Here is a 26,138-nt window from a genome sequence, read left to right as displayed (position 1 = left end):
CGGACCGCTCCCGGCCGACCGGACCGGACCGCTCCCGGCCGACCGGACCGGACCGGACCCGACCGGACCCGACCGGACCGGACCCGGCCGACCGGACCCGACCGGACCGGACCCGACCGACCGGACCCGACCCGACCCGGTCGGACTGGGCCGACCCGGCGCTACGGGCCGACCTCCGTCGCACACCGCAGCCGCCGATCCGCCCCCAACTCCCTTACCGCTCCGACCAGTCGAACCCGAGCCGTATGCCGCACATCCGCACTCGACGCACCCAACCGCAGCTCCAGCACCCCCGGTTCGACGACCCTGCGCCCCGCCCGATCCGTGAACGCCGACAGATCCGCATGGAAGCGGAACGTCACCCGGCGCGCCGCCCCCACCCCCACCTCCAGCCGCTCGTAGCCGATCAGGCGTACGTCCGGCCGGGTCACCGAGGCCACCGGGTCGTGCAGATACAGCTGCACGACCTCCGCCCCGGCCCGCGCACCCGTGTTGCGGACGGTCACCGACACCTCGTACGAACCGTCCGTCCCGATCTCCGCCGGACCCTCCTCCTCGAAGTCCTCCCAGACGAAAGAGGTGTACGAGAGCCCGTGCCCGAACGGATACAGCGGCGTCGGGTCCAGGCTGCTCACCTCGCCCGCCAGCCCCAGTGGCGGCTGGAGATACGTCCACGGCTGGCCCCCGCGCTCCCTCGGCACGCTCACCGGCAGCCGGCCCGAAGGGGTGACGCGGCCCGACAGCACTCCCGCCACTGCCGGGCCGCCCTCCTCCCCCGGAAAGAACGCCTGGACAACTGAGGCCAGTCGACCGTGCCAGCGGCCCAGCGCGTACGGGCGGCCGGTGAGCAGTACGAGCACCACCGGGACGCCCGTCGACACCAGCACGTCCAGCAACTCGGCCTGTACACCCGGCAGTTGCAGCTCGGCCACATCGCAGCCCTCGCCCGACGTACCCCCGCCGAACAGGCCCGCCCGGTCGCCCAGTACCGCCACGCACACATCCGCCTCGGCGGTCCGGGCCACCGCCTCGTCGAAGCCGGCGGTGTCAGGCTCCGAAGTGGCGCACCCCTCCGCGAACGTCACCTTGGCGTCCGGAAGTTCGGCGCGCAGGGAGTCCAGGAGCGTCGGGATGTCCACGCCCACCGGGGTCTCCGGATGACTGGGCAGGACATGTGACGGGAACGAATAGCAGCCGAGCATCGCCAGCGCGTCCGCCGCCCTCGGCCCGACGACCGCGATGCGCGTGTCCGGGGCCAGCGGGAGCAGACCGTCCGGGTTGTCCAGCAGGACCACCGACTCCTCCGCCAGCCGGCGGGCCAGCGCCCTGTTTCCGGCAGAGTCCAGGTCGATCGGCCCGCCGTCCGGTTCCGGCCGCCAGTCCTCGTCGAGGAGGCCCAGCTCGCACTTCTGCGCCAGGACCCGGCGCGCCGCCCGGTCCACCAGCGACTCCGGTACGTCTCCCGCCCGTACCGCCGTCACCAGCGCGTCGCCGTAACTCCGGATCGTCGGCAGCTCGACATCGATGCCGGCGGCCAGGGCGACATGGGCCGCCTCGGCCGGCGTACCGGCGACCCGGTGCAGCGTCTCCAGGAAGCCGATGCCGAAATAGTCCGAGACCACCGTTCCCGTGAACCCCCATTCCTCGCGCAGGAGCTGGGTGAGGAGGTACGGGTCGGCGGAGGCCGGGACCCCGTCCGTCTCGTTGTAGGCCGCCATGACCGAGCGCGCACCGCCCTCGCGCAGCGCCATCTCGAACGGGGGGAGGGTCACGTCCGCGAACTCCCGTACGCCCGCCCGTACCGGCGCCAGATTGCGGGCGCCCGCCGAGGACGCGTACCCGGCGAAGTGCTTCAGCGTGGCGATGATCCCCGCCGACTCCAGGCCCCGCACGTACGCCGACCCGATCGTCCCCACCAGGTACGGGTCCTCGCCGATCGTCTCCTCCACCCGGCCCCATCGGGAGTCCCGTACGACGTCCAGGACCGGGGCGAGGCCCTGGTGCACGCCGACCGAGGCGAGGTCCCTGCCGATGCGAGCCGCCATCTCCTCCACCAGCGCCGGGTGGAAGGTGGCGCCCCAGGCCAGCGGGACCGGGTACGCCGTCGCGCGCCAGGCCGTGAAGCCCGCCAGGCACTCCTCGTGGGCCAGCGCGGGGATGCCGAAGCGGCCCGCCTCCGCGATCCGGCGCTGGGCGCGGGCCAGGGCCTGCGCGCCCAGCGCCGGGTCCACGGGGGCCGTACCGAAGGGGCGGGTGAGCTGGCCCAGGCCTCGGGTGATCAGCTCGTCCCACTGGTAGTCGCCGGTCATGTCGTGCTGGTGCGGGGCGACCCCGTGGCCGTCCGTCGAGGCGCCCACCCACACGCCGTACAGCTGGGCGGTCTTCTCCTCCAGGGTCATCCGGGAGAGCAGGTCGTCGACGCGGGCGTCGGCGGACAGGGCGCGGTCACGCCAGGGAGCCGTGGTCATGAAACTCCTGTCAGGGAAGGTGGGTTCACCGGCCGTCGCTTCACTTTCCGCCCACGCCCATCAGGCCGCCGATCAGTGCGCGCCGGGCCACCAGATAGACGGCGAAGATCGGGATGCCGGAGAGGACGACCGACGCGAGCAGGGCGGGGATGTTCACGCCGAACTGGCTCACGTAGTTGAAGATGCCGAGGGTGAGGACGCGGGGTTCGTCGGACTGGGTGAAGATCAGCGGGAAGAGGAAGCCGTTCCAGGCCTGCAGGGCCGCGTAGATCACGACGGTGCTGATACCGCCCTTGGCCAGGGGGATCGTGAGCTGGAACAGCATGCGCAGGGGGGAGGCGCCGTCAAGGGCCATCGCCTCGTACAGGTCCTCCGAGATGTCCCGCAGGGTGCCGGTGAGGACCAGGACCGAGACCGGCATCGCGAAGGCAGCCGTCGGCAGGATCACCGCCAACAGGCTGTCGTACAGGTCGAGTTTGGCGATGAGGAGGTAGAGGGGGACCACCACCGCCTGGGCCGGGATCGCCACCCCGAGCAGGAACAGGCGGAAGGCCGCGCCCGACCAGCGGGTGCGGGTGCGCACGGCAACGTACGCGAGTGGGACGCAGAGCCCGAGGACGATGCCCACGACCGTGACCGCGACGATCACCGTGTTGCTCAGCAGATGGCCGAAGCCCGAGTTGAGGACGGTGTTGTAGTTGTCGAGGGTCGGATCGGTGGGCGGCTTCAGGGGGTTGCCGGTGAGGGCCTTGTCGGGGCCGGTGAGCGAGGCCGACAGCATGGCGTAGATCGGGACGAGGACGATCACCAGCCAGACGGCCGAGCCCAGACCCGCCAGTGGGTTGGCGCGCCTCGTCCAGTGCCTGCGGCGCCGGTGAGCGTCTGTCGGCGGTGGTTCCGGGCGCTTGTCGGCGGACGTGGGGCGGGGGAGCGTGTCGTATGACACTCCGTCACATCCCTTCGCGCGTACTGCGCATGCCGCCGAAGCCGGTCAGCCGGATGAGGATCAGGGACAGGCCTGTCGCGGCCAGGACGAGGGCGGACGCGATGGCGCTCGCGTAGCCGAAGTCGTACGTCTTGAAGCCCGCCTCGTACATCAGGTACGGCAGGATCGCCGTGTCCGTGCCCGGGCCGCCCTTCGTCAGGATCAGGACCGTCTCGAAGTACGTGAGCGAGCCGACCACGATCAGCACGGTCGACGTGGTGATGGTGTGCCGCAGCTGCGGCAGCGTGATCGAGAAGAACTGGCGGTAGCGGCCCGCGCCGTCGATCGCCGCCGCCTGATAGAGGACCTGGGGGATCTGGCGGGCCCCGCCCTGGTAGATCAGCGTGTGGAACGGGATGAACTGCCATCCGCCGACGAACACGATCGCGAGGAACGCGCCGCTGGACGAGCCCAGGGTGTCCTTCTGGATGATGCCGAAGTTCGGGTCGAGCAGGGCGTAGAAGAGGACCGAGATGGCGGTCGAGGAGAGCAGGAACGGGACGAAGAAGATCGCCGAGAGCACCGCCCGGTTGCGCTGCCGGCCCGCCGCCCACACCCCGAGCAGCAGCGCCACGACCGTCTGGAACGCCCAACTCGCCGCCGTCAGCAGGATGGTGAGCGAGAGAGACTGGGCCAGCCGCGGATCGTCCAGCAGCTTCTGCCAGTTGGCGAGGCCCACCGGCTTCGGGTCGCCGAGGCCGTCCCACTCGGTGAAGGAGAGATAGAAGGCCAGAGCCATCGGGACGACCGCGAAGAAGGTGAAGAAGAGGACCGCGGGGAGCGCCCAGACGGCGCCCGGCCGCCCGGCCCGCACCTTGCCCCTTCCGCCGGACGCCACGGTCTTGTCCGTGACGCTCACTTCAACCCCTTGCAGGCCGACACGAACTCGCCGGGCGTCGACTTGCCCGTGAACAGCTTCCCGATCTCCGTGTGCATCTTCGTGCCCAGCTCGTCGCCGAGCGCCTGGTCCCAGGAGAGCGTGAACGCGGGTGCCTGCTGGACCAGGTCGTACTGGAACCTGGCGTACTCGGGGTTGGGCGCGGAGGACAGCAGCGCCGCCGCGTTCGAGGTGGTCGGGACGTCGCCGAGGGCGATCAGGTCCTTCGCGTACGCCTCGGACGCGCAGTCCTTCAGGAACGCGATCGCCGCGTCCTTGTTCTGCGTACGGGGGTTGACGGACCAGTAGTTGGTGGGGTTGCCGACGACGTTGCGGACGTCGCCGGTGCCGTCCTCGATCTTCGGGAAGGCCGCCCAGCCCAGGTGGGACTTGGCGAAGTCGGGGAACTTGCCGAGCTGCGTCGAGTACTCCCACGAGCCCATCAGATGCATCGCCGCCCTGCCCTTGGCGAAGACAGCCGGAGCGCCGCCGTTGACGTACGACACCGAGGTGAACTTGGAGCCGAAGGCGCCGTCGTCGATGAGTTCCTTCACCATCTCGGCGGCCCTCAGGACCGCCGGGTCGCCCCAGCCCTCCGCGTCGCCGTCCTGGACGCGCCGGAAGACCTCCGGGCCGCCGATACGGTCGACCAGATACTCCAGCCACATCAGTTCGGGCCAGACGTCGGAGCCACCGAGGGCGAAGGGGGTGATCCTCGCCCTCTTCAGCTTGGTGTTGATGTCGAGCAACTCGTCCCAGGTGGTGGGCGGTTGGAGCTTCTGCTCGGCGAAGACGGACTTGTTGTAGAAGAGGATCACCGGCTGCATACCGCGCATCGGTATGCCGTAGTGGCGGCCCTTTAGATCCCCGGCGGCGAGTACGGAGGGCAGGAAGCCGTTCTTCAGCACCGGGTCGTTCTCGATGGTGTCGGTCAGGTCGACGATCTTCCCGGCCGCCTCGTAGGCCTTGATGGAGCCGCCGCCCCAGTTGAAGAAGACGTCCGGGGCGCTGGGCGACCCCATCGCCGTACGCAGCTTGGGCAGGTAGTCCGAGCCCGGGATCTTCTCCAGCTTGACCCTGCCCTTGGCCGTCCTGCTGGCGGCGGACTTGTTGAAACGGTCGACGGCCGCCTGCTGGACCTTCACGGCGTCGTCCCCGTACACGAACGCGGTGATCGTGTCCCCGCCACCGCCCGAATCCTCACCGGAGCCGCAGGCGCTGAGGCCGGTGGTGAGCAGGGCGGAGGCGCCGGCGCCGAGCACCCAACGCCTGCTGAACGCCGTATCGGCCGACCGTGTGGACCGCCCTCTGTTCGACTCCATGACAGCACCTCTCGCGAATGTTCTGAACGAAACCTGGCTGAGTTTCTGTACGAATCTTTCGGGTGGTACTTCGAATGTTCCGGGAACTTATGGTGGGACAGAGTCTTCGTCAAGAGGTCACGCAGGGATACGATCGCCGCCATGAGACCCTCGAAACCCGCTGAAACGCAGACGACTCCGCAGTCCACCCAGACCGCGACGCTCGCCGAGATCGCCCGCGAGGCAGGCGTCTCCGCTCCGACTGTTTCGAAGGTGCTCAACGGCCGTGCCGATGTCGCACCCGCGACCCGGACCCGCGTCGAGGACCTGCTGCGGGCGTACGGCTACCGGCGCCGCCGTGCCGAGGCGACCCGCTCCCCGCTGATCGACCTGGTCTTCCACGAGCTGGAGAGCGCGTGGGCGATGGAGGTCATCCGGGGCGTGGAGAACGCGGCGCGGGAGGAGGGGCTCAGCGTCGTCCTCTCCGAGAGCGCGGGCCGCCTCACCCCGGGCCGCACCTGGGCCGACCAGGTCGCCGCCCGCCGTCCGCACGGCGTGATCCTCGTCCTGTCCGGCCTCGACGAGTCCCAGCGGGCGCTGCTGACCAGCCGTTCCATCCCGTTCGTGGTGATGGACCCGGCGGGCGACCCCGGCGACGACGTGCCCTCGGTCGGCGCGACCAACTGGCAGGGCGGCCTGGCGGCCACCCGTCACCTCGTCGAACTGGGCCACACCCGCATCGCGTCGATCAGCGGCCCCTCCCGGATGATGTGCAGCCGCGCCCGTGTCGACGGCTACCGCGCGGCCCTGGAAACGGCCGGCCTCCCCGTCGACCCCGCCCTGCTCAAGGTGGGCGACTTCCACCACGAGACGGGCTACCGCGCCGGCCTCGAACTCCTGCGCTCACCGGACCGCCCGACCGCCGTCTTCGCCGGCAACGACCTCCAGGCCCTCGGCCTGTACGAGGCAGCCCGCGAACTGGGCCTGCGCATCCCCGAGGACCTGAGCGTGGTCGGCTTCGACGACCTGCCGATCGCCCGCTGGGTCGGCCCCCCGCTGACGACCGTCCGCCAGCCCCTGATGGAGATGGCGGAAACGGCGGCCAGGCTGGTCCTGGACCTGGGGCGCGAGGACGGCACGTCCGGGGCGACGAGAGTGGAACTGGCCACCAGCCTGGTCGTGCGCAACAGCACGGGAGCACCGCCGGCGGTCTAGAGGGGGGCAGGGCGGCGTACCCAGGGGTGCGACCAGCCGCGTCGCCCCGGGAGGCGAACACCGGCCCGACAAGGGGCGCGGGGAACTGCGCGACAAACCACGACGCACCCGCAGACGACACGTCGGCCTTCTGGTGGCACAACCGTATTGACGCGCAACGCAAGTCCCCTGACACTGCACCGAGGTCAATCGGTTGAACAGCCGAAACTTTCGGAGGTACCCGCAATGAGCCCCTCCAGAACAGCTTTACGACCGCGTCTGGTCGCCCTCCTCACCGGCGCGGTCACCGCCGCAGCCCTGCTCGTCGCCGGCACGGCACCCACCGCCCACGCCGCCGACCCTCCGCTGCGCGACCTGGCCGCCGCCAAGGGCAAGGTCATCGGCACGGCAGTCACCGGCTCCAAACTCACCGGCACGTACGGCGACCTGGCAGGCGCCCAGTTCAACGAGCTCACCCCCGGCAACGCCATGAAGTGGGAGTCCGTGGAGCCCAGCCGGGGCAACTACAACTGGACCGAGGCCGACCAGATCGTCGCGTTCGCCCAGGCCCACAACCAACAGGTGCGCGGCCACACCCTGGTCTGGCACAGCCAGAACCCGGGCTGGCTGGCGAACGGCACCTGGACGCCGGCCCAGCTCAGCACGATCCTCCAGGACCACATCACCACCGAAGTCACGCGCTACAAAGGCGAGTTGGCTGCCTGGGACGTGGTGAACGAGCCCTTCAACGAGGACGGTACCTACCGCTCGACCCTCTGGTCCGACAATCTCGGCACCGACTACATCGCACAGGCCCTGACCTGGGCGCGGGCAGCCGACCCGACGGCGAAGCTCTACATCAACGACTACAACGTCGAGGGCGTCAACGCGAAGAGCACGGCGCTGTACAACCTGGTCAGGTCCCTGAAGGAGCGCGGGATCCCGATCGACGGGGTGGGCCTGCAGGCCCACCTGATCCTCGGCCAGTACCCCTCGACCCTCCAGCAGAACATCCAGCGGTTCGCCGATCTGGGCGTGGACGTGGCGATCACGGAACTGGACATCCGTATGCAACTGCCCGCCACCGAAGCCAAGTTGACCCAGCAGGCGGCCGACTACAAGGCCGTCGTGGACGCATGCGTGGCCGCGCCGAGGTGCGTCGGCGTGACGGTCTGGGGCTTCACGGACTCCGACTCATGGATCCCGGACGTGTTCGACGGATACGGCGCGGCGACCCCGTACACGGAGAGCTTCACCCCCAAACCGGCGTACTACGCGATCGCCCAGTCGCTCGGCGGCACCCCGTCGACGGAGGGCTGCACGGCGACGTACAGCGTTCCGAACCAGTGGAACGCCGGGTTCACCGGGCAGGTGACGATCGCCTGTTCCGCAGGCCGGTCGCTGTCGTCGTGGGAGGTGAGCTGGACCTACGGCGCGGGACAGCAGCTCACGCAGGCCTGGAACGCCACCTGCACCCAGTCGGGGGCGACCGTGACCTGTGCGAACGCCTCGTACAACGGGACGGTGCCGAGCGGCGGTTCGGTGAGCTTCGGGTTCAACGGGACGTGGAGCGGGAACAATCCGGCACCGGCGGTCACACTGGGCTGAGCCCCGGGGGCACGGGTGATGCCGGACTGAGAAGTGTGAGATTTTCCGAAGAATGCCGGGCATGCGCCCCCGCTCGTAATAATTCGGACGTACGTTCCTCCCTGTGATGGGAGACGAGGAACAGACGTCGGACGACGACGGGGGCGCGGAAAGACAGTTGGGCCGGCAGGCGGGCCGACGGTCGTCGCGATGGTTGAAGGCCGTCGGTTTCACGCTGGCCGGCACCCTGGTGCTCGCCGCCGCGGGCGCGGGTTACGCCTACTGGCACCTGAACCACAACATCAAGAGCGTCGACATCAACAGCGCGCTCGGCGACAACCGCCCGGCGAAGACACAGTCACTGCCGACGGCGGGCGCGTCCGCCTCGGCGACCCCGCTGCCGAGCGAGGCGCTGAACATCCTGGTCCTGGGGTCGGACTCGCGCAGCGGTACGCGCAACCAGGCACTCGGCGGCGGCAGCAGCGAGGGCGCGCGGTCCGACACCGCGATGGTCGTCCACCTGGACGAGGGCCGCACGAAGGCGACGATCGTGAGCATCCCGCGCGACACGCTGGTCACGCGCCCGTCCTGCCCCCTGTCGGACGGGGATTCGACGGCGGAGGCGTACGGCGTCATGTTCAACACGGCGTACTCGGTCGGCGGTCCGGTCTGCGCGGTCAAGACGGTGGAGTCGATGACGAACGTGCGCATGGACCACTACCTGGAGATCGACTTCGCCGGCTTCGCGGACCTGGTGGACGCGCTCGGCGGCGTCACGGTGACGACGGAGGAGGACATCCACGACGACGACAGCCACCTCGACCTGGCGGCGGGCGAACACCACCTCGACGGCACCCAGGCCCTCGCCCTGGCCCGTACCCGGCACGGCATCGGCGACGGCAGCGACCTCGGCCGGATAGGCCTCCAGCAGAAACTGGTCAGGGCCCTCCTCCAGCAGATCTCCTCGACGAACCTGCTGACCAGCCCCACCAGGCTCTACCAGGTCGCCGACGTGGCCACGGCCGGCCTCACCACGGACACCGGACTGAACTCGCTCAGCGAACTGATGAGCCTGGGGCAGAGCCTGCAGGGCCTGTCGGCGGACGAGCTGACGACGGTGACCATGCCGGTGGTGCCGGCGGCGTCCGACGCCAACCGGGTGGTTGCCCAGCAGCCGGAGGCGGCGGAGTTGTGGGCTTCCTTGCGGTGAAATGGGGCATCTGACCTGCGGAAACGCCATCGGGAGAAGATTCCCGAAGGAATTTCCGCGTCCGTGTCGATCCCGGCCCTCCCCGTTCGACGCAGTGGTGAGAGCCCGGAAAGGAACCGGGCTCCGCCCAAGGAGGAACCCATGCCCCGCTACCTCTCCCTCGTGCAGATCGACGAGACCACCGCCCCCGCCGAGGGCCCAAGCCCCGAGCTGATGCAGCGCATGGGCGAGCTGCTTGAGGAGATCACCAAGGCCGGGGTGATGCTCGACACCGCCGGTCTGACCCCCACCGCGCAGGGCACCCGTATGCACTGGCAGGACGGCAAGATCTCCGTCACCGACGGCCCCTTCACCGAGTCCAAGGAGGTCGTCGGCGGCTACGCCATCATGCAGTGCAAGGACAAGGCCGAGGCTTTGGAGTGGACCAAGCGCTTCCTCAAGGTGCACGAGGAGCACTGGACGGTGACCTGCGAGGTGCGGGAGATCGCGGAGGGCTGAGCGGGAACCGCTGCTTCCTCCCTGCTCCGCTCTCCCCGCACTCCCGGCTCTCCGGCTTCCTTGGCCGATCGCCGCCGACGGTGTCTGATGGTGGGCTGTGAACCAGCAGCCCACCTCCGACCCGGCGACGGGTCAAGCCGCCGAGGCCATCGAGCAAACCGTCGAAACCGTCGAAACCGTCTTCCGCCTCGAATCGCCCCGGATCATCGCGGCCGTCACCCGCACCGTCCGGGACGTGGGCATCGCCGAGGAACTGGCCCAGGACGCCCTGGTCGCCGCCCTGGAACAGTGGCCTCGCGACGGTGTCCCCGACAACCCGGGCGCCTGGCTCATGACCACCGCCAGGCATCGCGCCGTCGACCTGATCCGCCGCCGCGAGACATACGCCCGCAAGCTGGCGGAGATCGGCCGGAGCCTGGAGACGACCGTCGCACCGGTCGAGCCGCCCGCCCCCGAGGACATCGACGACGACCTGCTCCGCCTCGTCTTCACCGCCTGTCACCCGGTGCTGTCCGCCGAGGCCCGCATCGCCCTCACCCTCCGCCTCCTCGGCGGCCTCACCACGCCCGAGATCGCCCGCGCCTTCCTGGTCCCCGAGGCGACGGTCGCCCAGCGCATCGTCCGCGCCAAACGAACCCTCGCGACGAAGAACGTCGCCTTCGAGGTCCCGTACGGCCCGCAGCGCGAGGCCCGCCTCGGCTCGGTCCTGGAGGTCATCTACCTCATCTTCAACGAGGGGTACGCCGCCACGGCCGGCGACGACTGGCTGCGCCCCGCCCTCTGCGAGGACGCCCTGCGGCTGGCCCGCGTGCTGTCGGGCCTTATGCCCAAGGAACCCGAAGTGCACGCGCTGACAGCCCTGTTGGAGCTACAGGCGTCCCGTTCGGCGGCCCGCACGGGCCCGTCGGGCGAGCCGGTGCTGCTCAAGGACCAGAACCGCGCCCGCTGGAACCGCATGCTGATCGCCCGCGGCTTCACGGCCCTGGCCCGGGCCGAAGCGGCGGGCGCCACGACAAGCACGTCGGGCCCGGGTGCGTACGCCCTCCAGGCAGCCATCGCCGCCTGCCACGCCCACGCCCACTCCTACGACGACACGGACTGGCCCCGCATCGCCGCGCTGTACGCGGCCCTGGCCGCCCGATCCCCTTCCCCGGTTGTGGAGTTGAACCGAGCGGTGGCGGTGTCGATGGCGGAAGGCCCGGCCCCCGCCCTCCAGGTCATCGACACCCTGACAACCGACCCGGCTTTGCGCGACTACCACTTGCTCCCCAGCGTCCGCGGCGACCTCCTCCTGCGCCTGGGCCGCACGAAGGAGGCAAGAGCAGAATTCCTACGAGCCGCCGGCCTGACCCAGAACGAACGTGAACGGGACCTGCTGCGAGCCAGAGCGGAGGAGTGCGATGAGGGGGCGTGATACCGAGCCCCGACAGGGGAGCGGGGAACTGCGCGACAAGCCCCCGCAGGCCGGTAGTTCCACTACTGCCCAGCCCGCGGAGCGCTCCGCACGGGATGCCCGACAAGCATCGCCGGCGCCCCCGCCACCCGAGTCAGGAAAACCGTCGCCGAGTTGGGCCCCCGAGGCTTGACCATCTTCCGGATCTCCTCGGGCTCGACAGCCGACCCCCGCTTCTTCACGGTCAGCACCCCCACCCCCCGCTCCCGCAGCAGGGCCTTCAACTTCTTCACGCCGAAAGGCAGTTGATCGGTGATCTCGTACGCGGAGGCATACGGAGTGGCCCGCAGCTCATCCGCCGTCACATAGGCGATCGTCTCGTCGACGAGGCCCCCGCCGACCTCCTCGGCCACCTCCGCCACCAGATGCGCCCGGATGACGGCCCCGTCGGGCTCGTACAAGTACCGCCCCACCGAACGCACTTGAGGATCGGGCAGCCCTCGCCCGAACAGAACACGCGGCCCGGGCAGCAGAGTTGCCCGAACTGCCCCGGGCCCGGTCCCGAACCAGAGCACCGCTTCCTTCACATCCCCGCCGTCCGAGATCCACTCGGCCCCGGCCGCGGCGGGAACCGACTCGTGCGGCACGCCGGGAGCGATCTTCAGCGCGGCCAGCGGAGCCTTCACGGCGGCCCCCACGGCCCATGACAACGGCGGAGAGTACCCCTCGGGGTCGAAGATCCTCCCGCGCCCGCCGCGCCGAGCGGGATCGACGAACACGGCGTCGTACGAGGACGTGTCGACGTCCGTGACATCGGCCTCCCGCACCTCCACCAGGTCCGCGATCCCCAGCGCCTCGACGTTCGCGCGCGCGACGGCGACCGTGAGCGGATCCCGGTCCACGGCGAGGACGCGGATCCCGGCCCGGGCGAGCGCGAGGGCGTCGCCCCCGATCCCGCAGCACAGGTCGGCGACGGACGTCACGCCCAACTCCCTGAACCGCCCCGCCCGGTACGCGGCCACGCTCGCCCGTGTCGACTGCTCGACCCCGTTGGGCGTGAAGAACATCCGCCCGGCGTCCCCGGCACCGAACTTCGCCACCGCCCGCTGCCGCAACCGCTCCTGTCCGAGCGCCGCCGAGACCAGTTCGGCGGGGTGCTCGCGGCGCAGCCGGGTGGCGACGGTCAGTTCACGGGCCGGATCGGTACCGCGCACCTCGTCGAGGAGGGCGTGGCCCTCCGGGGTGAGCAGGGCGGCGAAGGCAAGGTCGTTCACCGGGCCATTGTGGGCCAGCCGGTGGACGGCGTGCTTCCGGCGGCGGTGTCGGCTGTGCTCCGCGGTCCTGCCCTGGGAAGATCCGGCACCATGCGAGCAGTAGGACAAAACTACAAAAAACGGTCAATGGTCCGTGCTGGGATCGCGGCGCTCGCCGTGGCAGCCCTCGCCTCCGGCTGCGCGGAAGGCGGTGCCCCGCCCAAGAACGTCCACCCTGCCCCCGGCCAGGAACTGCGCCTCCACGCACCCCCGGCCCGCGCCCTCGACGCATACGCCCGAAAGCTGGGCCGGGCGCACGCGGCCCGCGCGGCCGCGGCCAAACGCTGGGGCCTGTCGCAGGTCCCGCTGACCGCACCGCCGCCCCCCGCCCGCAAACCGAGACTCACCACCCGCAAGGGCTTCGAGGTGGACGGCCACAGGAAACGCGGCCTGCCGCCCGTCTTCACCACGATCCCCACCCGCCACAAAATCGTCTTCCTCACGATCGACGACGGCGCCGAGAAGGACCCGGCGTTCCTGCGGATGATGAGCGAACTGAAGATCCCGTACACCGCCTTCCTCAGCGACTACCTGGTCAAGGAGGACTACGGCTACTTCAGGAGGATGCGCGACCTGGGCGTCGTACTCAACAACCACACCCTCCACCACCGCTACCTGCCCGCCCTCTCCTACGAGCGACAGAAGAGCGAGATCTGCGGCATGCAGGACGTGATCGAGAAGCGGTACGGCACCCGCCCCGTCCTCTTCCGCCCGCCCTACGGCAACTACAACGAGGACAGCCTGCGCGCCGCCGGATCGTGCGGTGTGAAGTACGTCCCGCTGTGGAACGAGGAGGTCTTCGCCGACCGCTGGGACTACCGCGAGCGGGACCGGGACATCCACCCCGGCGACATCGTCCTCAGCCACTTCCGCGGCAAGGGCGACTGGAAGGGCACGATGCCCGACATGGTCCGCCGCTTCATGAAACTCGTCACCTCCAAGGGGTACGCGGTGGCCCGACTGGAGGACTACCTGTGACCGCGCGTCCACTCGCCGCCGCCGCACTCGCCGCCGCGCTCCTGGCGGCAACGGTCACCGGCTGCGCCCAGTCCGTGGACCCCGGCGGCCGCCTGGACAGGAAGGCAGCCCACCCGGCCGGACAGGCGCCACCCGCCGAGTCCCCGGCCGGCGGCACGCAGGCGTACCGCCGCTGGGGCCTGCCGTCCCCCCTGCCGCCGGCCCCGCCCCCGTCCCCCCGCCCCCGCCTCCGCACGGCGGGGCCCGGCCTCCCCCCGGTCGTCGACCACATCCCGACCCGCGACAAGGTCGTCTTCCTCACTTACGGCGACGGCGCCGAACGCGACCCCCGGTTCGTCGACATGGTGCGCGAACTGCGCCTCCCGGTCAGCATGTTCCTCACGGACAGCGTCGTGGGCCCCGGTTACGCACACTTCGCCCGCCTGCGCGAGGTCGGCGCCAACGTCCAGAACCACACCCTGGACCACCCGGCACTGCGAGGCATGCCCTACGCCGGCCAGCGCGCCGAGATCTGCGGCCAACAGGACAAACTCCGGGAACGCTTCGGCATCCGCCCGCGCCTCTTCCGCCCGCCCCACGGCACGTACGACACGACGACGCTGAGGGCGGCCGGGGACTGCGGGTTGTCGGCGGTGGTCCTCTGGACGGAGGGGGAGCGCCTCCGGCCGGGAAACATCGTCCTGGTCGGCCCGCCACAGGTCGAGCGGACGATGAGGCTGCTCCGCGAGGTGCAGGAGAAGGGGCTGAGCGTGGCCCGTCTGACGGACTATCTCTGACGTACGGGGGTTGCGAGGCGAGGTCGATGCCGACCAGGCCTTTTCTCACCCACCCACCTGCCAAGCCCGCCCGTCTCGGCCCCGTTTGGCAGACGCCTCGGACTTCTCGGCGCCGGGCCGGCATTCCCAGCCCGTCCGGCGTTCGAGGACGAGGCCGTTCAGGCCGAACGGGAGGGTCTGGGGGCAGAGCCCAGGAACGGAGTCCACACCAACCCACGGCCCCGCCACCTGGACCCACGATCACGAAACCCCGCGAAACCGCCGACGGCATTGGCACTCCGCTTGACCGAGTGCTAATCGCAGCCATAGTCTCAGGTCTGGCACTCCCCCCTGGAGAGTGCCAATAGCGACGGGCAGGTCCGGCACCCGCGACGACGGATCCACCTGGTCGCCACCTCAGACAGTTAACCCCGTGAGATCTCCGAAGGGGGAGGTCGGATCGTGACGACCACCAGCTCAAAGGTTGCCATCAAGCCGCTCGAGGACCGCATTGTGGTCCAGCCGCTCGAAGCCGAGCAGACCACGGCCTCTGGCCTGGTCATCCCGGACACCGCCAAGGAGAAGCCCCAGGAGGGCGTCGTCCTGGCTGTTGGCCCGGGGCGCTTCGAGAACGGCGAGCGCCTGCCGCTCGACGTGAAGACCGGCGACATCGTGCTGTACAGCAAGTACGGCGGCACCGAGGTGAAGTACAACGGCGAGGAGTACCTCGTCCTCTCGGCTCGCGACGTGCTCGCGATCGTCGAGAAGTAATTCACCCGGTATTACCAGCATTGCAGTGAACTGCGCCCCTGGCCCCCGCGACCTTCAACAGCCGGGCGTCAGGGGCGCCGTTCGTTTCTCCCAAGTTTTCCGAGAGGGCTGAACCGCTCCTATGGCGAAGATCCTGAAGTTCGACGAGGACGCCCGTCGCGCCCTTGAGCGCGGCGTCAACAAGCTTGCCGACACGGTCAAGGTGACGATCGGCCCCAAGGGCCGCAACGTCGTCATCGACAAGAAGTTCGGCGCTCCCACCATCACCAACGACGGCGTCACCATCGCCCGCGAGGTCGAGCTCGACGACCCGTACGAGAACCTCGGCGCCCAACTGGTGAAGGAGGTGGCGACCAAGACCAACGACATCGCGGGTGACGGTACGACCACCGCCACCGTGCTGGCCCAGGCGCTCGTCCGCGAGGGCCTGAAGAACGTCGCCGCCGGCGCCTCCCCGGCCGCCCTGAAGAAGGGCATCGACGCGGCGGTCAAGGCTGTGTCCGAGGAACTCCTCGCGACCGCCCGCCCGATCGAGGAGAAGTCCGACATCGCCGCCGTGGCCGCGCTCTCCGCGCAGGACACGCAGGTCGGCGAGCTCATCGCCGAGGCGATGGACAAGGTCGGCAAGGACGGTGTCATCACCGTCGAGGAGTCCAACACCTTCGGTCTGGAGCTGGACTTCACCGAGGGCATGGCCTTCGACAAGGGCTACCTTTCCCCGTACATGGTGTCCGACCAGGAGCGTATGGAGGCCGTCCTCGACGACCCGTACATCCTGATCCACCAGGGCAAGATCGGCTCCATCCAGGACCTGCTGCCGCTGCTGGAGAAGGTCATCCAGACCAACTCCTCCAAGCCGCTGCTGATCATCGCCGAGGACGTCGAGGGCGAGGCCCTGTCGACCCTGGTCGTGAACAAGATCCGCGGCACCTTCAACGCGGTCGCGGTCAAGGCCCCCGGCTTCGGCGACCGCCGCAAGGCGATGCTCGGCGACATGGCCGCGCTCACCGGCGCCGAGGTCATCGCCGAGGAGGTCGGCCTCAAGCTCGACCAGGTCGGCCTCGACGTGCTGGGTACCGCCCGCCGCGTCACCATCTCGAAGGACGACACGGTCATCGTCGACGGCGGCGGCGACAGCGGCGCCGTGGCCGGCCGCGTCAACCAGATCAAGGCGGAGATCGAGAACACCGACTCCGACTGGGACCGCGAGAAGCTCCAGGAGCGCCTCGCGAAGCTGGCCGGCGGCGTGTGCGTGATCAAGGTCGGCGCCGCCACCGAGGTGGAGCTGAAGGAGAAGAAGCACCGTCTTGAGGACGCCATCTCCGCGACCCGCGCCGCGGTCGAGGAGGGCATCGTCTCCGGTGGTGGCTCCGCGCTCGTCCACGCCGTGAAGATCCTCGAAGGCAACCTCGGCAAGACCGGCGACGAGGCGACGGGTGTCGCGGTCGTCCGCAAGGCCGCCGTCGAGCCGCTGCGCTGGATCGCCGAGAACGCCGGCCTGGAGGGTTACGTCATCACCTCCAAGGTCGCCGAGCTCGACAAGGGCCAGGGCTTCAACGCCGCGACCGGCGAGTACGGCGACCTGGTCAAGCAGGGCGTCATCGACCCGGTCAAGGTCACCCGCTCCGCCCTGGAGAACGCGGCCTCGATCGCCTCCCTCCTCCTCACGACCGAGACCCTGGTCGTCGAGAAGAAGGAAGAGGAAGAGTCGGCCGCAGCGGGCCACGGCCACGGCCACTCCCACTGAGCCACCAGCTCACGCGACACGAAGAAACCCCCCGTTCCTGGCTGGAACGGGGGGTTTCTCCCTTCGCGGGCGGTCGGATGATCCCCGTACGCACCCCCAACTGTCTGTTGCTTCACTGTTCCAGAGAGTCCAGCGCCCCGAGTTGCCCCATCAGCCCCAGCCGGTCGTACTGCCACCAGCCCTCGACGATCTTCCCGTCCGTGTCGAACCGGTGAATGGTCGTGCCGGTCATCGAGACCTGCCTGCCGCTGCTGGGGATTCCGAGGAACTCGCCTCGCTGGGTCCCGTTCCACGTCCAGCGGGTGCAGACCCGGTCGCCCTGGGCGATCTGGTCGTGGACGGTGAACGCGAAGTCGAAGCTCCCACGCCACATCTCAAACTCGCGCCGTGCCGCGTCCAGCCCGAGAACGTCCTGCTCGTTGGATGGATCGTGATCGTGGTAGTTCTCCACGAACAGGTCGTTGAGCGGGGGCAGTTCACCCCGAACGGCGATCATTTCGAAGAACCGCCGCGCGGTGTCCGCGCACAACTGCTCGTCCCGCACCACGTCCAGATCCGTGAACGTCGGCATCTCGTCGCACAGGGCGACCATCTCCCGGAAGATCGTGTCGGTCTCCGGAAGGTTCGAGTTCCGCATCGCCTCCTCGTACGACGGGAACTCCACGATCTCGACGAAGTGCGACGAATCCGAGAGATCCTTGCCGATCAGTGTGTGCGTCGCGGTCCGCTTTCCCTTGGTCTGTTCGACCCAGGTGTCCATCAGCCGGTTCATCTCGTCGAACCGGCTGGTCCTGCAATCGATCAGCTGTACGAACGTCATGGCGCCCTCCGGCCCCCCTGGGTCCGGTACCTCTCTCCATACTCCCACCGGAGCGGCGACAGCACCTCTGTCACGCAGGCACGTACCCGGGTCACCGTATTCGCGTCACTGAGGCCCGTACTTCCGTCCCGTCTTCGACGAGATTCCGCCCAGCAGGGCCCTGGGCGTCACCTTCACCACGCCCATCAGCGCCTTGTATCGCGGGTCCGGAATCGACAGCGACTTGCCACGGGCCAGATCGGCGAGCGCGGACGCGACCAGCTTGTCCGCATCCAGCCACATCCAGTTCGGAATGTTGTCCGTCCCCATCCCGGCCCGCTCGTGGAACTCCGTACGCACGAAACCGGGAGCCAGAGCCATCAACCGCACCCCGCTCCCCGCCAGGTCCTTCGCCGCCCCCTGCGTGAACTGCACCACCCACGCCTTGGACGCCCCGTACGTTCCGCGCGGCACGAAGGCGGCGACGGACGCCACATTCACCACACCCCCGCGCCCCCGCTCCCGCATGGCCTCGGCCGCCGCACTGGTCAGCCGCAGCACCGCCTCGCAGTGCACCTTGAGCATCCTCAGCTCGTCCGCCATCGACACGTCGAGATAGCGGCCCTTGTTGCCGAATCCGGCGTTGTTCACCAGCAGGTCGACGGGGTTCCTGCGGTCGCCGAGGCGAGTGGCCACCGCCTCGATGCCGGCGTCCGTCGCGAGGTCGGCGCTCAACACCTCCGCCTCGATGCCGTGCCGGTCGTGCAGTTCGGTCGCCTGTTCGCCGAGCCGCTTGGCGTCACGCGCCACCAGGACGAGGTTGTGGCCGTCCGCCGCCAGTCGTCGCGCGAACGCGGCGCCGATACCCGCGGTCGATCCTGTAATAAGAGCCGTTGTCATGGCGCAAGGTTAGTGACCCGAACTGTGCTCGTCCGCCCCCTGCACGTTCCCTAGCGCTCGTGAAGTCCCCGCCAGGGCCCCCTGATGTGATTGCTTGTCGGCAGCCGTGCCGCGCCCGCGCGTCAGCCGTGCTTCTTCACATACTCGTGAACCGCCGCGGCAGCCTCCGAACGCAGCGCCGCACCGGCCGTGAGCAGCCGTGGCATAAGCGTCCGCTCGGTCGTCAGCGCCCGGAAGTACACGGCGACGGTCACATCGTGGTCCGGCCGGTGCGCGATCTCGACCGCGTCGCCCGCCCGTAATGTCACTGGGCTCGATGACCCGCAGACAGGCACCCGGCGCACCTCGCTCCGTGAACCGCTTCACCCACCTTTTCTCACCCAGATGGCCCTGGAACTTCGCACAGGGGATGCGCCCGCCGGTGACTTCGAGGACGAGTCCGGCCCCGATCCGCCAGCGCTCGCCGATCAGCGCGCCCGACACGTCCAGGCCCCGCGTGGTCAGGTTCTCGCCGAACATCCCGTCGCGGAGCGGGCGGCCCAGCTCGCGCTCCCATTCGTCGAGGTCCTCGCGCGCGACCGCGTACACCGCCTGCTCGTCGCCGCCGTGGTACTCCTTCGAGCACACCGTGTCCCCCGGCCAGGCCGCTGCCGCCGATCCCTCTGGGACCGGGCGCCGCCACCCGCACCGGCCAGTCCACCGGCCGCTTGTCGATACCGGTGCCCTGCGGATGGTCCGTGTAGGGCACGGGCTGCGCCCGATCCACATTCACCGACAACACCTTCATCACGGCACTCGCCCCCGCACTCGTCACTTCGCCCCTGTATCTCCGTCTCCGGCCCTGTCTCCGGCTCTGTCTCCGTCCCCGGCCACACGCCAAGTCACCTATAACCAAAGCGGCGACGCGATATTCACCGCAACCCCCAAGGTTCGCTTATGATCGAAAAATGATCGAAGCCCGTCATCTCCGTGTCCTGCGTGCCGTGGCCACCGCCGGCTCCTTCTCGGCGGCGGGCCGTGAGCTGGGCTGCACCCAACCTGCCGTGAGCCAGCAGATGAAGGCACTGGAAGCCTCGGTCGGCACCCCCCTGCTCATCCGCAGCGGGCGCGAGATGCGCCTGACCCAGGCGGGCGAGGCCTTGGTTCGACACGCGGCGGGCATCCTCTCGGGCCTCACGGCGGCGGAGGAGGAGGTCGCCGCGATCGCCGGGCTGCGTGCCGGGCGGGTCCGGCTGGTGTCCTTCCCCAGCGGCAGCTCCACCCTCGTCCCGACAGCCCTCGCCGCCTTGCGCGCCGCCCACCCCGGCACCCGGGTCTCCCTGGAGGAGGCCGAACCCCCGCACTCCGTCGAACTCCTGCGCGAGGGCGACTGCGATGTGGCCCTCGCCTTCCGGTACGAGGGCGCGGCGGGCGCGGGCGAATGGGACGACCTGGTGGTCCGCCCCCTCCTCACCGACCGGCTCGTCGGACTCGTCCCCGAAGGGCACCGGCTGTCCCGCGCGGAGTCGGTCGCCCTGGGTGAACTCGCCGCCGAACCGTGGATCGCCGGCTGCCCGCGCTGCCGGGGTCAGCTGGTCGAGGCCTGCGAAAGCGCCGGCTTCACCCCGCGCATCGACTTCGCCACCGACGACTACCCCGCGGTGGTCGGCCTGGTGGGCGCGGGCCTGGGGGTGGCGGTCCTGCCCCAGCTCGCCATCGAGTCCGTGCGGCCACGAGGTGCGCGCACAGTGACGCTGGAACCGGCGGTGCGGCGGGAGATCGTCGCGCTTACCCTGCCCGACCTGGCTCAGGTGCCGGCGGTGGCGGCGACGCTGGACCAGCTGGCGCGTGCGGCGGCCCGAGTCTGAGGGGGCCCGGCCAGTCTGGAAGGGGCCTGGGTCGAAAGCATGGGCACGCGTGCGTGTGCCCATGCGTGGTCTAGTGCGCCCATGCATTGAAGAAACGTTCCTTCAGTTGTTCGAGCCGAGATCCCCTCCACCCGCCGACGCCGACACCAGCCGGTTGCGGGCCCGCCCCATCAGTTCTTCGCGCTCGTCCTCGGTCAGCCCACCCCACACGCCGTACGGCTCGCGCACCGCCAGAGCGTGCGCCGCGCACTGCGCGCGGACCGGACATCTCATGCAGACCTCCTTGGCCGAGTTCTCGCGAGCGCTCCGAGCCGCACCGCGCTCTCCCTCCGGGTGGAAGAAGAGCGAGCTGTCGACCCCACGGCAGGCCGCGAGGAGCTGCCAGTCCCAGAGGTCCGCGTTCGGACCGGGAAGGCGGGAGAAATCTGCCATTACATGTCCCCTTGTTGCCGTTCTGGGCTGAGTTGGTGCCGCTGACCGTACAACTACGATCTAAGGAGATGAAAATATGACTCATTGCGAATCTAGCCTCAGACACCAATAAAAGGGAAGAAAAACGGCTGAATGGGGCATAGGTTGTGATGAAACGTTGAGGGTCTGTTGTGCACGTCTGCACCGTGTCCGTGCCCTCACGTAGAGTGCCGAAGACGACACACAGCCCCGTAACTCTTTCGAGTGACCATCGTTGAGAGTGCGGAGGCGGTTGGAGGAACAAGCGCTCGGACGGGCGGCAGTACCCACTGCCGGGAAATTCGGTCGAGCGTCAACCGCACAGGTGACGATTAGTACCAGCCTGGAGGCTCAAGGTGACGCGCATCAGCTGCGGAGGGCGGCCATGACATCCGTCCTCGTCTGCGACGACTCCCCGCTTGCCCGAGAGGCGCTCCGCCGCGCGGTCGCGACCGTGCCCGGTGTCGAGCGCGTGACCACGGCGGCCAACGGCGAGGAAGTCCTCCGCCGCTGGGGTGCCGACCGTTCGGACCTGATTCTGATGGACGTACGCATGCCCGGCCTGGGCGGCGTCGAGACGGTCCGGCGGCTGCTGTCCGCCGACCCCGGAGCGCGCATCATCATGCTCACCGTCGCCGAGGACCTGGACGGCGTGGCACTCGCCGTCGCCGCCGGCGCCCGCGGCTACCTGCACAAGGACGCCTCGCGCGCCGAACTGCGGGCCACGGTGACGCAGGCGCTGGCCGACCCGACCTGGCGGCTCGCGCCGCGCCGGCTGCGCTCGGCCGAGATGGGCGCCGCGCCCACGCTCACCGCGCGTGAGATCCAGGTCCTGGAAGGCATGAGTCACGGCCGGTCCAACGCGGAGATCGGACGTGAACTGTTCCTCTCCGAGGACACGGTGAAGACACACGCCCGGCGTCTGTTCAAGAAGCTCGGCGCCTCGGACCGCGCGCATGCGGTGGCGCTCGGTTTCCGGTGGGGCCTGGTCCGTTAGGTGGGCCTCGGCGGGGGCTGTTTCTTCCCGGGGACTCCGACATCGGCGGCTGCCGCATCGGATCCCCGGCCCCCCCAGCAGAAAAGCAGGTCAGCAGGGATGAGCGGCGCGGACATCGCAAGGCAGACCAGGGGTGAAGAAGTCCCCGCCCACCACAAGGTGGGCGGGGGTGGCGAGACGGCCCGCCGGATGCCCGCTGCTCGTTTCGCCGCGGATGCCGCATCCTTGAGGTGTGGAGTTCCTCGGGGACGAGTCGGGCGAGCGGAAGGGGAGGGCGCAGGATATGAGTTCCGGCGCACCTGCTCATAACGCTTCGGTGCACAACAACGGACGCGGTGCCACGGACGGAGTGACGCCAGGGCACCATGGTCCGATGCGCGACGACGAGGCGGCTTACGCCCATGGGGTGATTGGTGCGCTCGTCCACCGTGCCGTCGACGGGGACGACCAGGCGACGCACGACCTGCTCGCCCATGTCCACCCCCTCGCCCTGCGCTACTGCCGCACCCGGCTGTCCCGACTGCCCGGCGACGCGCGGCACTTCGTGGAGGACCTGGCGCAGGAGGTCTGCGTCGCCGTACTCCTCGCCCTGCCGCGCTACCGCGACACCGGACGCCCGTTCGAGGCGTTCGTCTTCGCGATCGCCGCGCACAAGGTCGCCGACCTCCAGCGCGCAGCGATGCGCCACCCCGGTTCCACGGCTGTTCCCTCGGACGAGATGCCGGAACGCCCCGACGACTCCCTGGGCCCCGAAGAGCGCGCCCTTCTCAGCAGCGACGCCGAATGGGCCAAGAAACTGCTGGCCAACCTCCCCGAGAACCAGCGCGAACTACTGCTGCTGCGTATCGCGGTGGGCCTCACGGCGGAGGAGACCGGCCAGATGTTGGGTATGTCACCCGGTGCGGTGCGCGTGGCCCAGCATCGTGCGCTGAACCGGCTGCGGGCGCTGGCAGAGCAGTAGGGACCGCAGCTTCCAGGCCCCCTTTCCGGCCCCCGGGTGAACGTCGGGGGCGTCGACTCCGTACGAACAGTCGATTCCGTACGAACATACGAAGCCCCGGGGCGGCTCGCACCGTGGAATTCGGGACCCGTGCTTCCCGTTAGCATGGACATCCGCACCGATCAAGGCTTTGGGGAAGGTGTCATGACTGCCAACGTCGACGGAGTGCCCGCCAAATTCGCGACACTCGGGCTGACCTACGACGACGTGCTGCTGCTGCCGGGCGCATCCGAAGTGCTGCCCAACGCGGTCGACACCTCGTCCCGCATCTCCCGCAACGTCCGCGTCAACATCCCGCTGCTCTCCGCGGCGATGGACAAGGTGACCGAGTCGCGCATGGCGATCGCCATGGCCCGCCAGGGCGGCGTCGGTGTGCTGCACCGCAACCTCTCCATCGAGGACCAGGTCAACCAGGTCGACCTCGTGAAGCGCTCCGAGTCCGGCATGGTCACCGACCCGATCACGGTGAACCCGGACGCGACGCTGGGCGAGGCCGACGCGCTGTGCGCCAAGTTCCGCATCAGCGGCGTCCCTGTGACGGACGGCAACGGCAAGCTCCTCGGCATCGTCACCAACCGCGACATGGCCTTCGAGACCGACCGTTCGCGTCAGGTCCGCGAGGTCATGACGCCGATGCCGCTGGTCACGGGCAAGGTCGGCATCTCCGGCACCGAAGCCATGGAACTGCTGCGCCGCCACAAGATCGAAAAGCTTCCCCTGGTCGACGACTCCGGCCTCCTCAAGGGCCTCATCACGGTCAAGGACTTCGTCAAGGCCGAGAAGTACCCGAGTGCCGCCAAGGACTCCGAGGGCCGGCTGCTGGTCGGCGCGGCCGTCGGCGCCAGCCCCGAGGCGCTGGAGCGCGCCCAGGCGCTCGCCGAGGCGGGCGTGGACTTCCTGGTCGTCGACACCTCGCACGGGCACAACAGCAACGCCCTGAGCTGGATGTCGAAGATCAAGTCGAGCGTCCACGTCGACGTGATCGGCGGCAACGTGGCCACGCGTGACGGCGCCCAGGCCCTGATCGACGCGGGCGTCGACGGCATCAAGGTGGGTGTCGGCCCCGGCTCCATCTGCACCACCCGGGTGGTCGCCGGCATCGGCGTACCGCAGGTGACGGCCATCTACGAGGCGGCCCTCGCGGCCCGTGTCGCCGGCATCCCGGTGATCGGCGACGGTGGCCTGCAGTATTCCGGCGACATCGGCAAGGCGCTCGCCGCCGGTGCCGACTCCGTCATGCTGGGCAGCCTCCTGGCAGGCTGCGAGGAGTCCCCGGGCGAGCTGCAGTTCATCAACGGCAAGCAGTTCAAGTCGTACCGCGGTATGGGCTCGCTGGGCGCCATGCAGTCGCGCGGCCAGGCGAAGTCGTACTCCAAGGACCGCTACTTCCAGGCCGACGTCGGCTCCGACGACAAGCTCGTCCCCGAGGGCATCGAGGGCCAGGTGCCCTACCGCGGGCCGCTGGCCAACGTGCTGCACCAGCTCGTCGGCGGTCTGCGCCAGACGATGGGGTACGTCGGTGCCGCCACGGTCGGTGAGATGGAGTCCAAGGGCCGCTTCGTCCGCATCACGTCGGCGGGCCTCAAGGAGAGTCACCCGCACGACATCCAGATGACGGTAGAGGCGCCCAACTACAGCCGTAAGTAGGCGCGAGCGGTAACCGGACGCGCGAGGGGCGGTCCCGGAGGTACTCCGGGACCGCCTTCGTCGTACCCGTCGGGGATACTGGGAGGCGCAGAACCAAGGATGGAAAGGCCACACACGTGACTGAGATCGAGATCGGGCGCGGCAAGCGCGGCCGCAGGGCATACGCCTTCGACGACATCGCCGTCGTCCCGAGCCGTCGTACGCGCGACCCGAAGGAGGTCTCGATCGCCTGGCAGATCGACGCCTACCGCTTCGAGCTGCCCTTCCTGGCGGCCCCCATGGACTCAATCGTCTCCCCGGCCACCGCGATCCGCATCGGCGAGCTGGGCGGCCTCGGCGTCCTGAACCTCGAAGGCCTCTGGACGCGGTACGAGGACCCGCAGCCGCTGCTCGACGAGATCGCCGAGCTGGACGTGGACACCGCGACCCGCCGCCTCCAGGAGATCTACGCGGCTCCCATCAAGGAGGAGCTGATCGGCGCGCGCATCAAGGAGGTGCGCGACTCGGGCGTGGTCACCGCCGCCGCGCTCTCCCCGCAGCGCACGGCCCAGTTCTCCAAGGCCGTCGTCGACGCGGGCGTGGACATCTTCGTCATCCGCGGTACGACGGTCTCCGCGGAGCACGTCTCCGGTGCCGCCGAACCGCTGAACCTGAAGCAGTTCATCTACGAGCTGGACGTCCCGGTGATCGTCGGCGGCTGCGCCACGTACACCGCGGCCCTGCACCTGATGCGTACCGGCGCGGCCGGTGTGCTGGTCGGCTTCGGCGGCGGCGCCGCGCACACCACGCGCAACGTGCTGGGCATCCGGGTCCCGATGGCCACCTCGGTCGCCGATGTGGCCGCCGCCCGCCGCGACTACATGGACGAGTCCGGCGGCCGGTATGTGCACGTGATCGCCGACGGCGGCGTCGGCTGGTCCGGCGACCTCCCCAAGGCGATCGCCTGCGGCGCCGACGCCGTGATGATGGGCTCCCCGCTGGCCCGCGCCACGGACGCGCCCGGCAAGGGCCACCACTGGGGCATGGAGGCGGTGAACGAGGAGCTGCCGCGCGGCAAGAAGGTCGACCTCGGTACGGTCGGCACGATGGAGGAGGTCCTCATGGGTCCCTCGCACATTCCCGACGGGTCGATGAACTTCTTCGGCGCCCTGCGCCGCGCCATGGCCACCACCGGCTACAGCGACCTCAAGGAGTTCCAGCGCATCGAGGTGACGGTGGCGGACTCGACGCACATGCGGTGAGGTGCCGCTGCGCTTGGCCTGGGCGGCGTGAGTGGCCTGAGCTTGAGTGGACGAAGGGGCCCGGTTACCCGTGGGGGTGGCCGGGCCCCTTTGCGTGCCCAAGTGGGCTTGGTAGGGCGTGTTTTGCGGGAGGGGGGCGCACGGTTGCTTCCGGAGCGAATGTAGGCCGATCAAGGCTGG

22 protein-coding genes and 1 pseudogene are annotated in these 26,138 nt (G+C 69.5%); 14 read left to right on the top strand and 9 right to left on the bottom strand.

Features of this window, described 5'->3' with window-relative positions; all coding sequences use genetic code 11:
• Positions 1–161: 161 nt before the first annotated feature.
• Genes RB628_RS05970 through RB628_RS05955 form a run of 4 tightly spaced genes read right to left on the bottom strand, consistent with a single transcriptional unit; the run spans position 162 to position 5,652 of the window.
• Positions 162–2,468, bottom strand: coding sequence for a glycoside hydrolase family 3 N-terminal domain-containing protein (locus tag RB628_RS05970; RefSeq protein ID WP_318319215.1), 2,307 nt, complete (start codon positions 2,466–2,468; stop codon positions 162–164).
• Positions 2,469–2,508: 40 nt separating this feature from the next.
• Complete coding sequence (locus tag RB628_RS05965) at positions 2,509–3,414, bottom strand: carbohydrate ABC transporter permease (protein WP_412180599.1); 906 nt, start codon at positions 3,412–3,414, stop codon at positions 2,509–2,511.
• Between the two features lie 4 nt (positions 3,415–3,418).
• On the bottom strand, positions 3,419–4,312 hold the full coding sequence (locus RB628_RS05960; protein ID WP_318319214.1) for a sugar ABC transporter permease: 894 nt from the start codon (positions 4,310–4,312) through the stop codon (positions 3,419–3,421).
• On the bottom strand, positions 4,309–5,652 hold the full coding sequence (locus tag RB628_RS05955; protein WP_318319213.1) for an ABC transporter substrate-binding protein: 1,344 nt from the start codon (positions 5,650–5,652) through the stop codon (positions 4,309–4,311). Before RB628_RS05955 ends, RB628_RS05960 begins: the two co-directional genes overlap by 4 nt.
• Positions 5,653–5,793: 141 nt before the next feature.
• Between RB628_RS05955 and RB628_RS05950 the strand changes: the two genes are divergently transcribed.
• The 5 genes from RB628_RS05950 to RB628_RS05930 all read left to right on the top strand — a co-directional run bounded on the left by RB628_RS05950 (position 5,794) and on the right by RB628_RS05930 (position 11,534).
• Positions 5,794–6,846 (top strand): LacI family DNA-binding transcriptional regulator, encoded by a 1,053-nt coding sequence (locus RB628_RS05950; protein WP_318319212.1) that lies wholly within the window; start codon positions 5,794–5,796, stop codon positions 6,844–6,846.
• 225 nt (positions 6,847–7,071) lie between these two features.
• A complete protein-coding gene (locus tag RB628_RS05945) occupies positions 7,072–8,433 on the top strand; it encodes an endo-1,4-beta-xylanase (RefSeq protein WP_318319211.1) in 1,362 nt (453 codons plus the stop codon).
• A gap of 106 nt (positions 8,434–8,539) precedes the next feature.
• Positions 8,540–9,622, top strand: a complete 1,083-nt coding sequence (locus RB628_RS05940) for an LCP family protein (protein WP_318319210.1) — start codon at positions 8,540–8,542, stop codon at positions 9,620–9,622.
• Between the two features lie 141 nt (positions 9,623–9,763).
• The gene (locus tag RB628_RS05935; RefSeq protein ID WP_318319209.1) at positions 9,764–10,120 is read left to right on the top strand and encodes a YciI family protein; all 357 of its coding nucleotides are present in this window, start codon (positions 9,764–9,766) and stop codon (positions 10,118–10,120) included.
• Between the two features lie 97 nt (positions 10,121–10,217).
• Complete coding sequence (locus tag RB628_RS05930; RefSeq protein WP_412180598.1) at positions 10,218–11,534, top strand: RNA polymerase sigma factor; 1,317 nt, start codon at positions 10,218–10,220, stop codon at positions 11,532–11,534.
• A gap of 62 nt (positions 11,535–11,596) precedes the next feature.
• On the opposite strand, the gene RB628_RS05925 is transcribed toward RB628_RS05930, so the two are convergent.
• Positions 11,597–12,787, bottom strand: coding sequence for a THUMP-like domain-containing protein (locus tag RB628_RS05925; RefSeq protein WP_318319208.1), 1,191 nt, complete (start codon positions 12,785–12,787; stop codon positions 11,597–11,599).
• A gap of 126 nt (positions 12,788–12,913) precedes the next feature.
• Here RB628_RS05925 and RB628_RS05920 point away from each other — a divergent pair, with 126 nt between their 5' ends.
• The 4 genes from RB628_RS05920 (at position 12,914) to groL (ending at position 17,077) form a co-directional block, all read left to right on the top strand.
• On the top strand, positions 12,914–13,804 hold the full coding sequence (locus RB628_RS05920; RefSeq protein WP_318319207.1) for a polysaccharide deacetylase family protein: 891 nt from the start codon (positions 12,914–12,916) through the stop codon (positions 13,802–13,804).
• A complete protein-coding gene (locus tag RB628_RS05915) occupies positions 13,801–14,580 on the top strand; it encodes a polysaccharide deacetylase family protein (RefSeq protein ID WP_318319206.1) in 780 nt (259 codons plus the stop codon). Before RB628_RS05920 ends, RB628_RS05915 begins: the two co-directional genes overlap by 4 nt.
• A gap of 441 nt (positions 14,581–15,021) precedes the next feature.
• Positions 15,022–15,330 (top strand): co-chaperone GroES, encoded by a 309-nt coding sequence (gene groES / locus RB628_RS05910; protein ID WP_006377800.1) that lies wholly within the window; start codon positions 15,022–15,024, stop codon positions 15,328–15,330.
• A gap of 121 nt (positions 15,331–15,451) precedes the next feature.
• On the top strand, positions 15,452–17,077 hold the full coding sequence (groL, locus tag RB628_RS05905; protein WP_318319205.1) for a chaperonin GroEL: 1,626 nt from the start codon (positions 15,452–15,454) through the stop codon (positions 17,075–17,077).
• Positions 17,078–17,189: 112 nt separating this feature from the next.
• On the opposite strand, the gene RB628_RS05900 is transcribed toward groL, so the two are convergent.
• The 3 genes and pseudogenes from RB628_RS05900 to RB628_RS05890 all read right to left on the bottom strand — a co-directional run bounded on the left by RB628_RS05900 (position 17,190) and on the right by RB628_RS05890 (position 19,563).
• On the bottom strand, positions 17,190–17,897 hold the full coding sequence (locus RB628_RS05900) for an ester cyclase (RefSeq protein WP_318319204.1): 708 nt from the start codon (positions 17,895–17,897) through the stop codon (positions 17,190–17,192).
• Between the two features lie 105 nt (positions 17,898–18,002).
• Complete coding sequence (locus RB628_RS05895; RefSeq protein WP_318319203.1) at positions 18,003–18,776, bottom strand: SDR family oxidoreductase; 774 nt, start codon at positions 18,774–18,776, stop codon at positions 18,003–18,005.
• A gap of 122 nt (positions 18,777–18,898) precedes the next feature.
• Positions 18,899–19,563 (bottom strand): annotated as a pseudogene (locus tag RB628_RS05890) (MOSC domain-containing protein).
• Between the two features lie 160 nt (positions 19,564–19,723).
• Here RB628_RS05890 and RB628_RS05885 point away from each other — a divergent pair.
• Positions 19,724–20,623 carry a LysR family transcriptional regulator gene (locus RB628_RS05885; protein WP_318319202.1) on the top strand — a complete coding sequence of 300 codons (900 nt, stop codon included), beginning with the start codon at positions 19,724–19,726 and terminating at the stop codon, positions 20,621–20,623.
• 102 nt (positions 20,624–20,725) lie between these two features.
• On the opposite strand, the gene RB628_RS05880 is transcribed toward RB628_RS05885, so the two are convergent.
• Positions 20,726–21,055 carry a WhiB family transcriptional regulator gene (locus RB628_RS05880; RefSeq protein WP_105972818.1) on the bottom strand — a complete coding sequence of 110 codons (330 nt, stop codon included), beginning with the start codon at positions 21,053–21,055 and terminating at the stop codon, positions 20,726–20,728.
• A 403-nt stretch (positions 21,056–21,458) separates the two neighbouring features.
• Between RB628_RS05880 and RB628_RS05875 the strand changes: the two genes are divergently transcribed.
• The 4 genes from RB628_RS05875 (at position 21,459) to RB628_RS05860 (ending at position 25,958) form a co-directional block, all read left to right on the top strand.
• The gene (locus RB628_RS05875) at positions 21,459–22,070 is read left to right on the top strand and encodes a response regulator transcription factor (protein ID WP_003948568.1); all 612 of its coding nucleotides are present in this window, start codon (positions 21,459–21,461) and stop codon (positions 22,068–22,070) included.
• A gap of 373 nt (positions 22,071–22,443) precedes the next feature.
• Positions 22,444–23,031, top strand: a complete 588-nt coding sequence (locus tag RB628_RS05870; RefSeq protein ID WP_318319201.1) for a sigma-70 family RNA polymerase sigma factor — start codon at positions 22,444–22,446, stop codon at positions 23,029–23,031.
• A gap of 183 nt (positions 23,032–23,214) precedes the next feature.
• Positions 23,215–24,717: an IMP dehydrogenase gene (gene guaB / locus RB628_RS05865; RefSeq protein ID WP_318319200.1), complete on the top strand. Its 1,503-nt coding sequence runs from the start codon at positions 23,215–23,217 to the stop codon at positions 24,715–24,717.
• A 116-nt stretch (positions 24,718–24,833) separates the two neighbouring features.
• Positions 24,834–25,958, top strand: coding sequence for a GuaB3 family IMP dehydrogenase-related protein (locus tag RB628_RS05860; protein WP_318319199.1), 1,125 nt, complete (start codon positions 24,834–24,836; stop codon positions 25,956–25,958).
• The last annotated feature ends 180 nt before the right edge of the window (positions 25,959–26,138 follow it).

This window comes from Streptomyces sp. ADMS (genome assembly GCF_033441795.1).
Taxonomy (GTDB): domain Bacteria; phylum Actinomycetota; class Actinomycetes; order Streptomycetales; family Streptomycetaceae; genus Streptomyces.
This window is presented reverse-complemented; position numbering and strand designations above follow the sequence as displayed.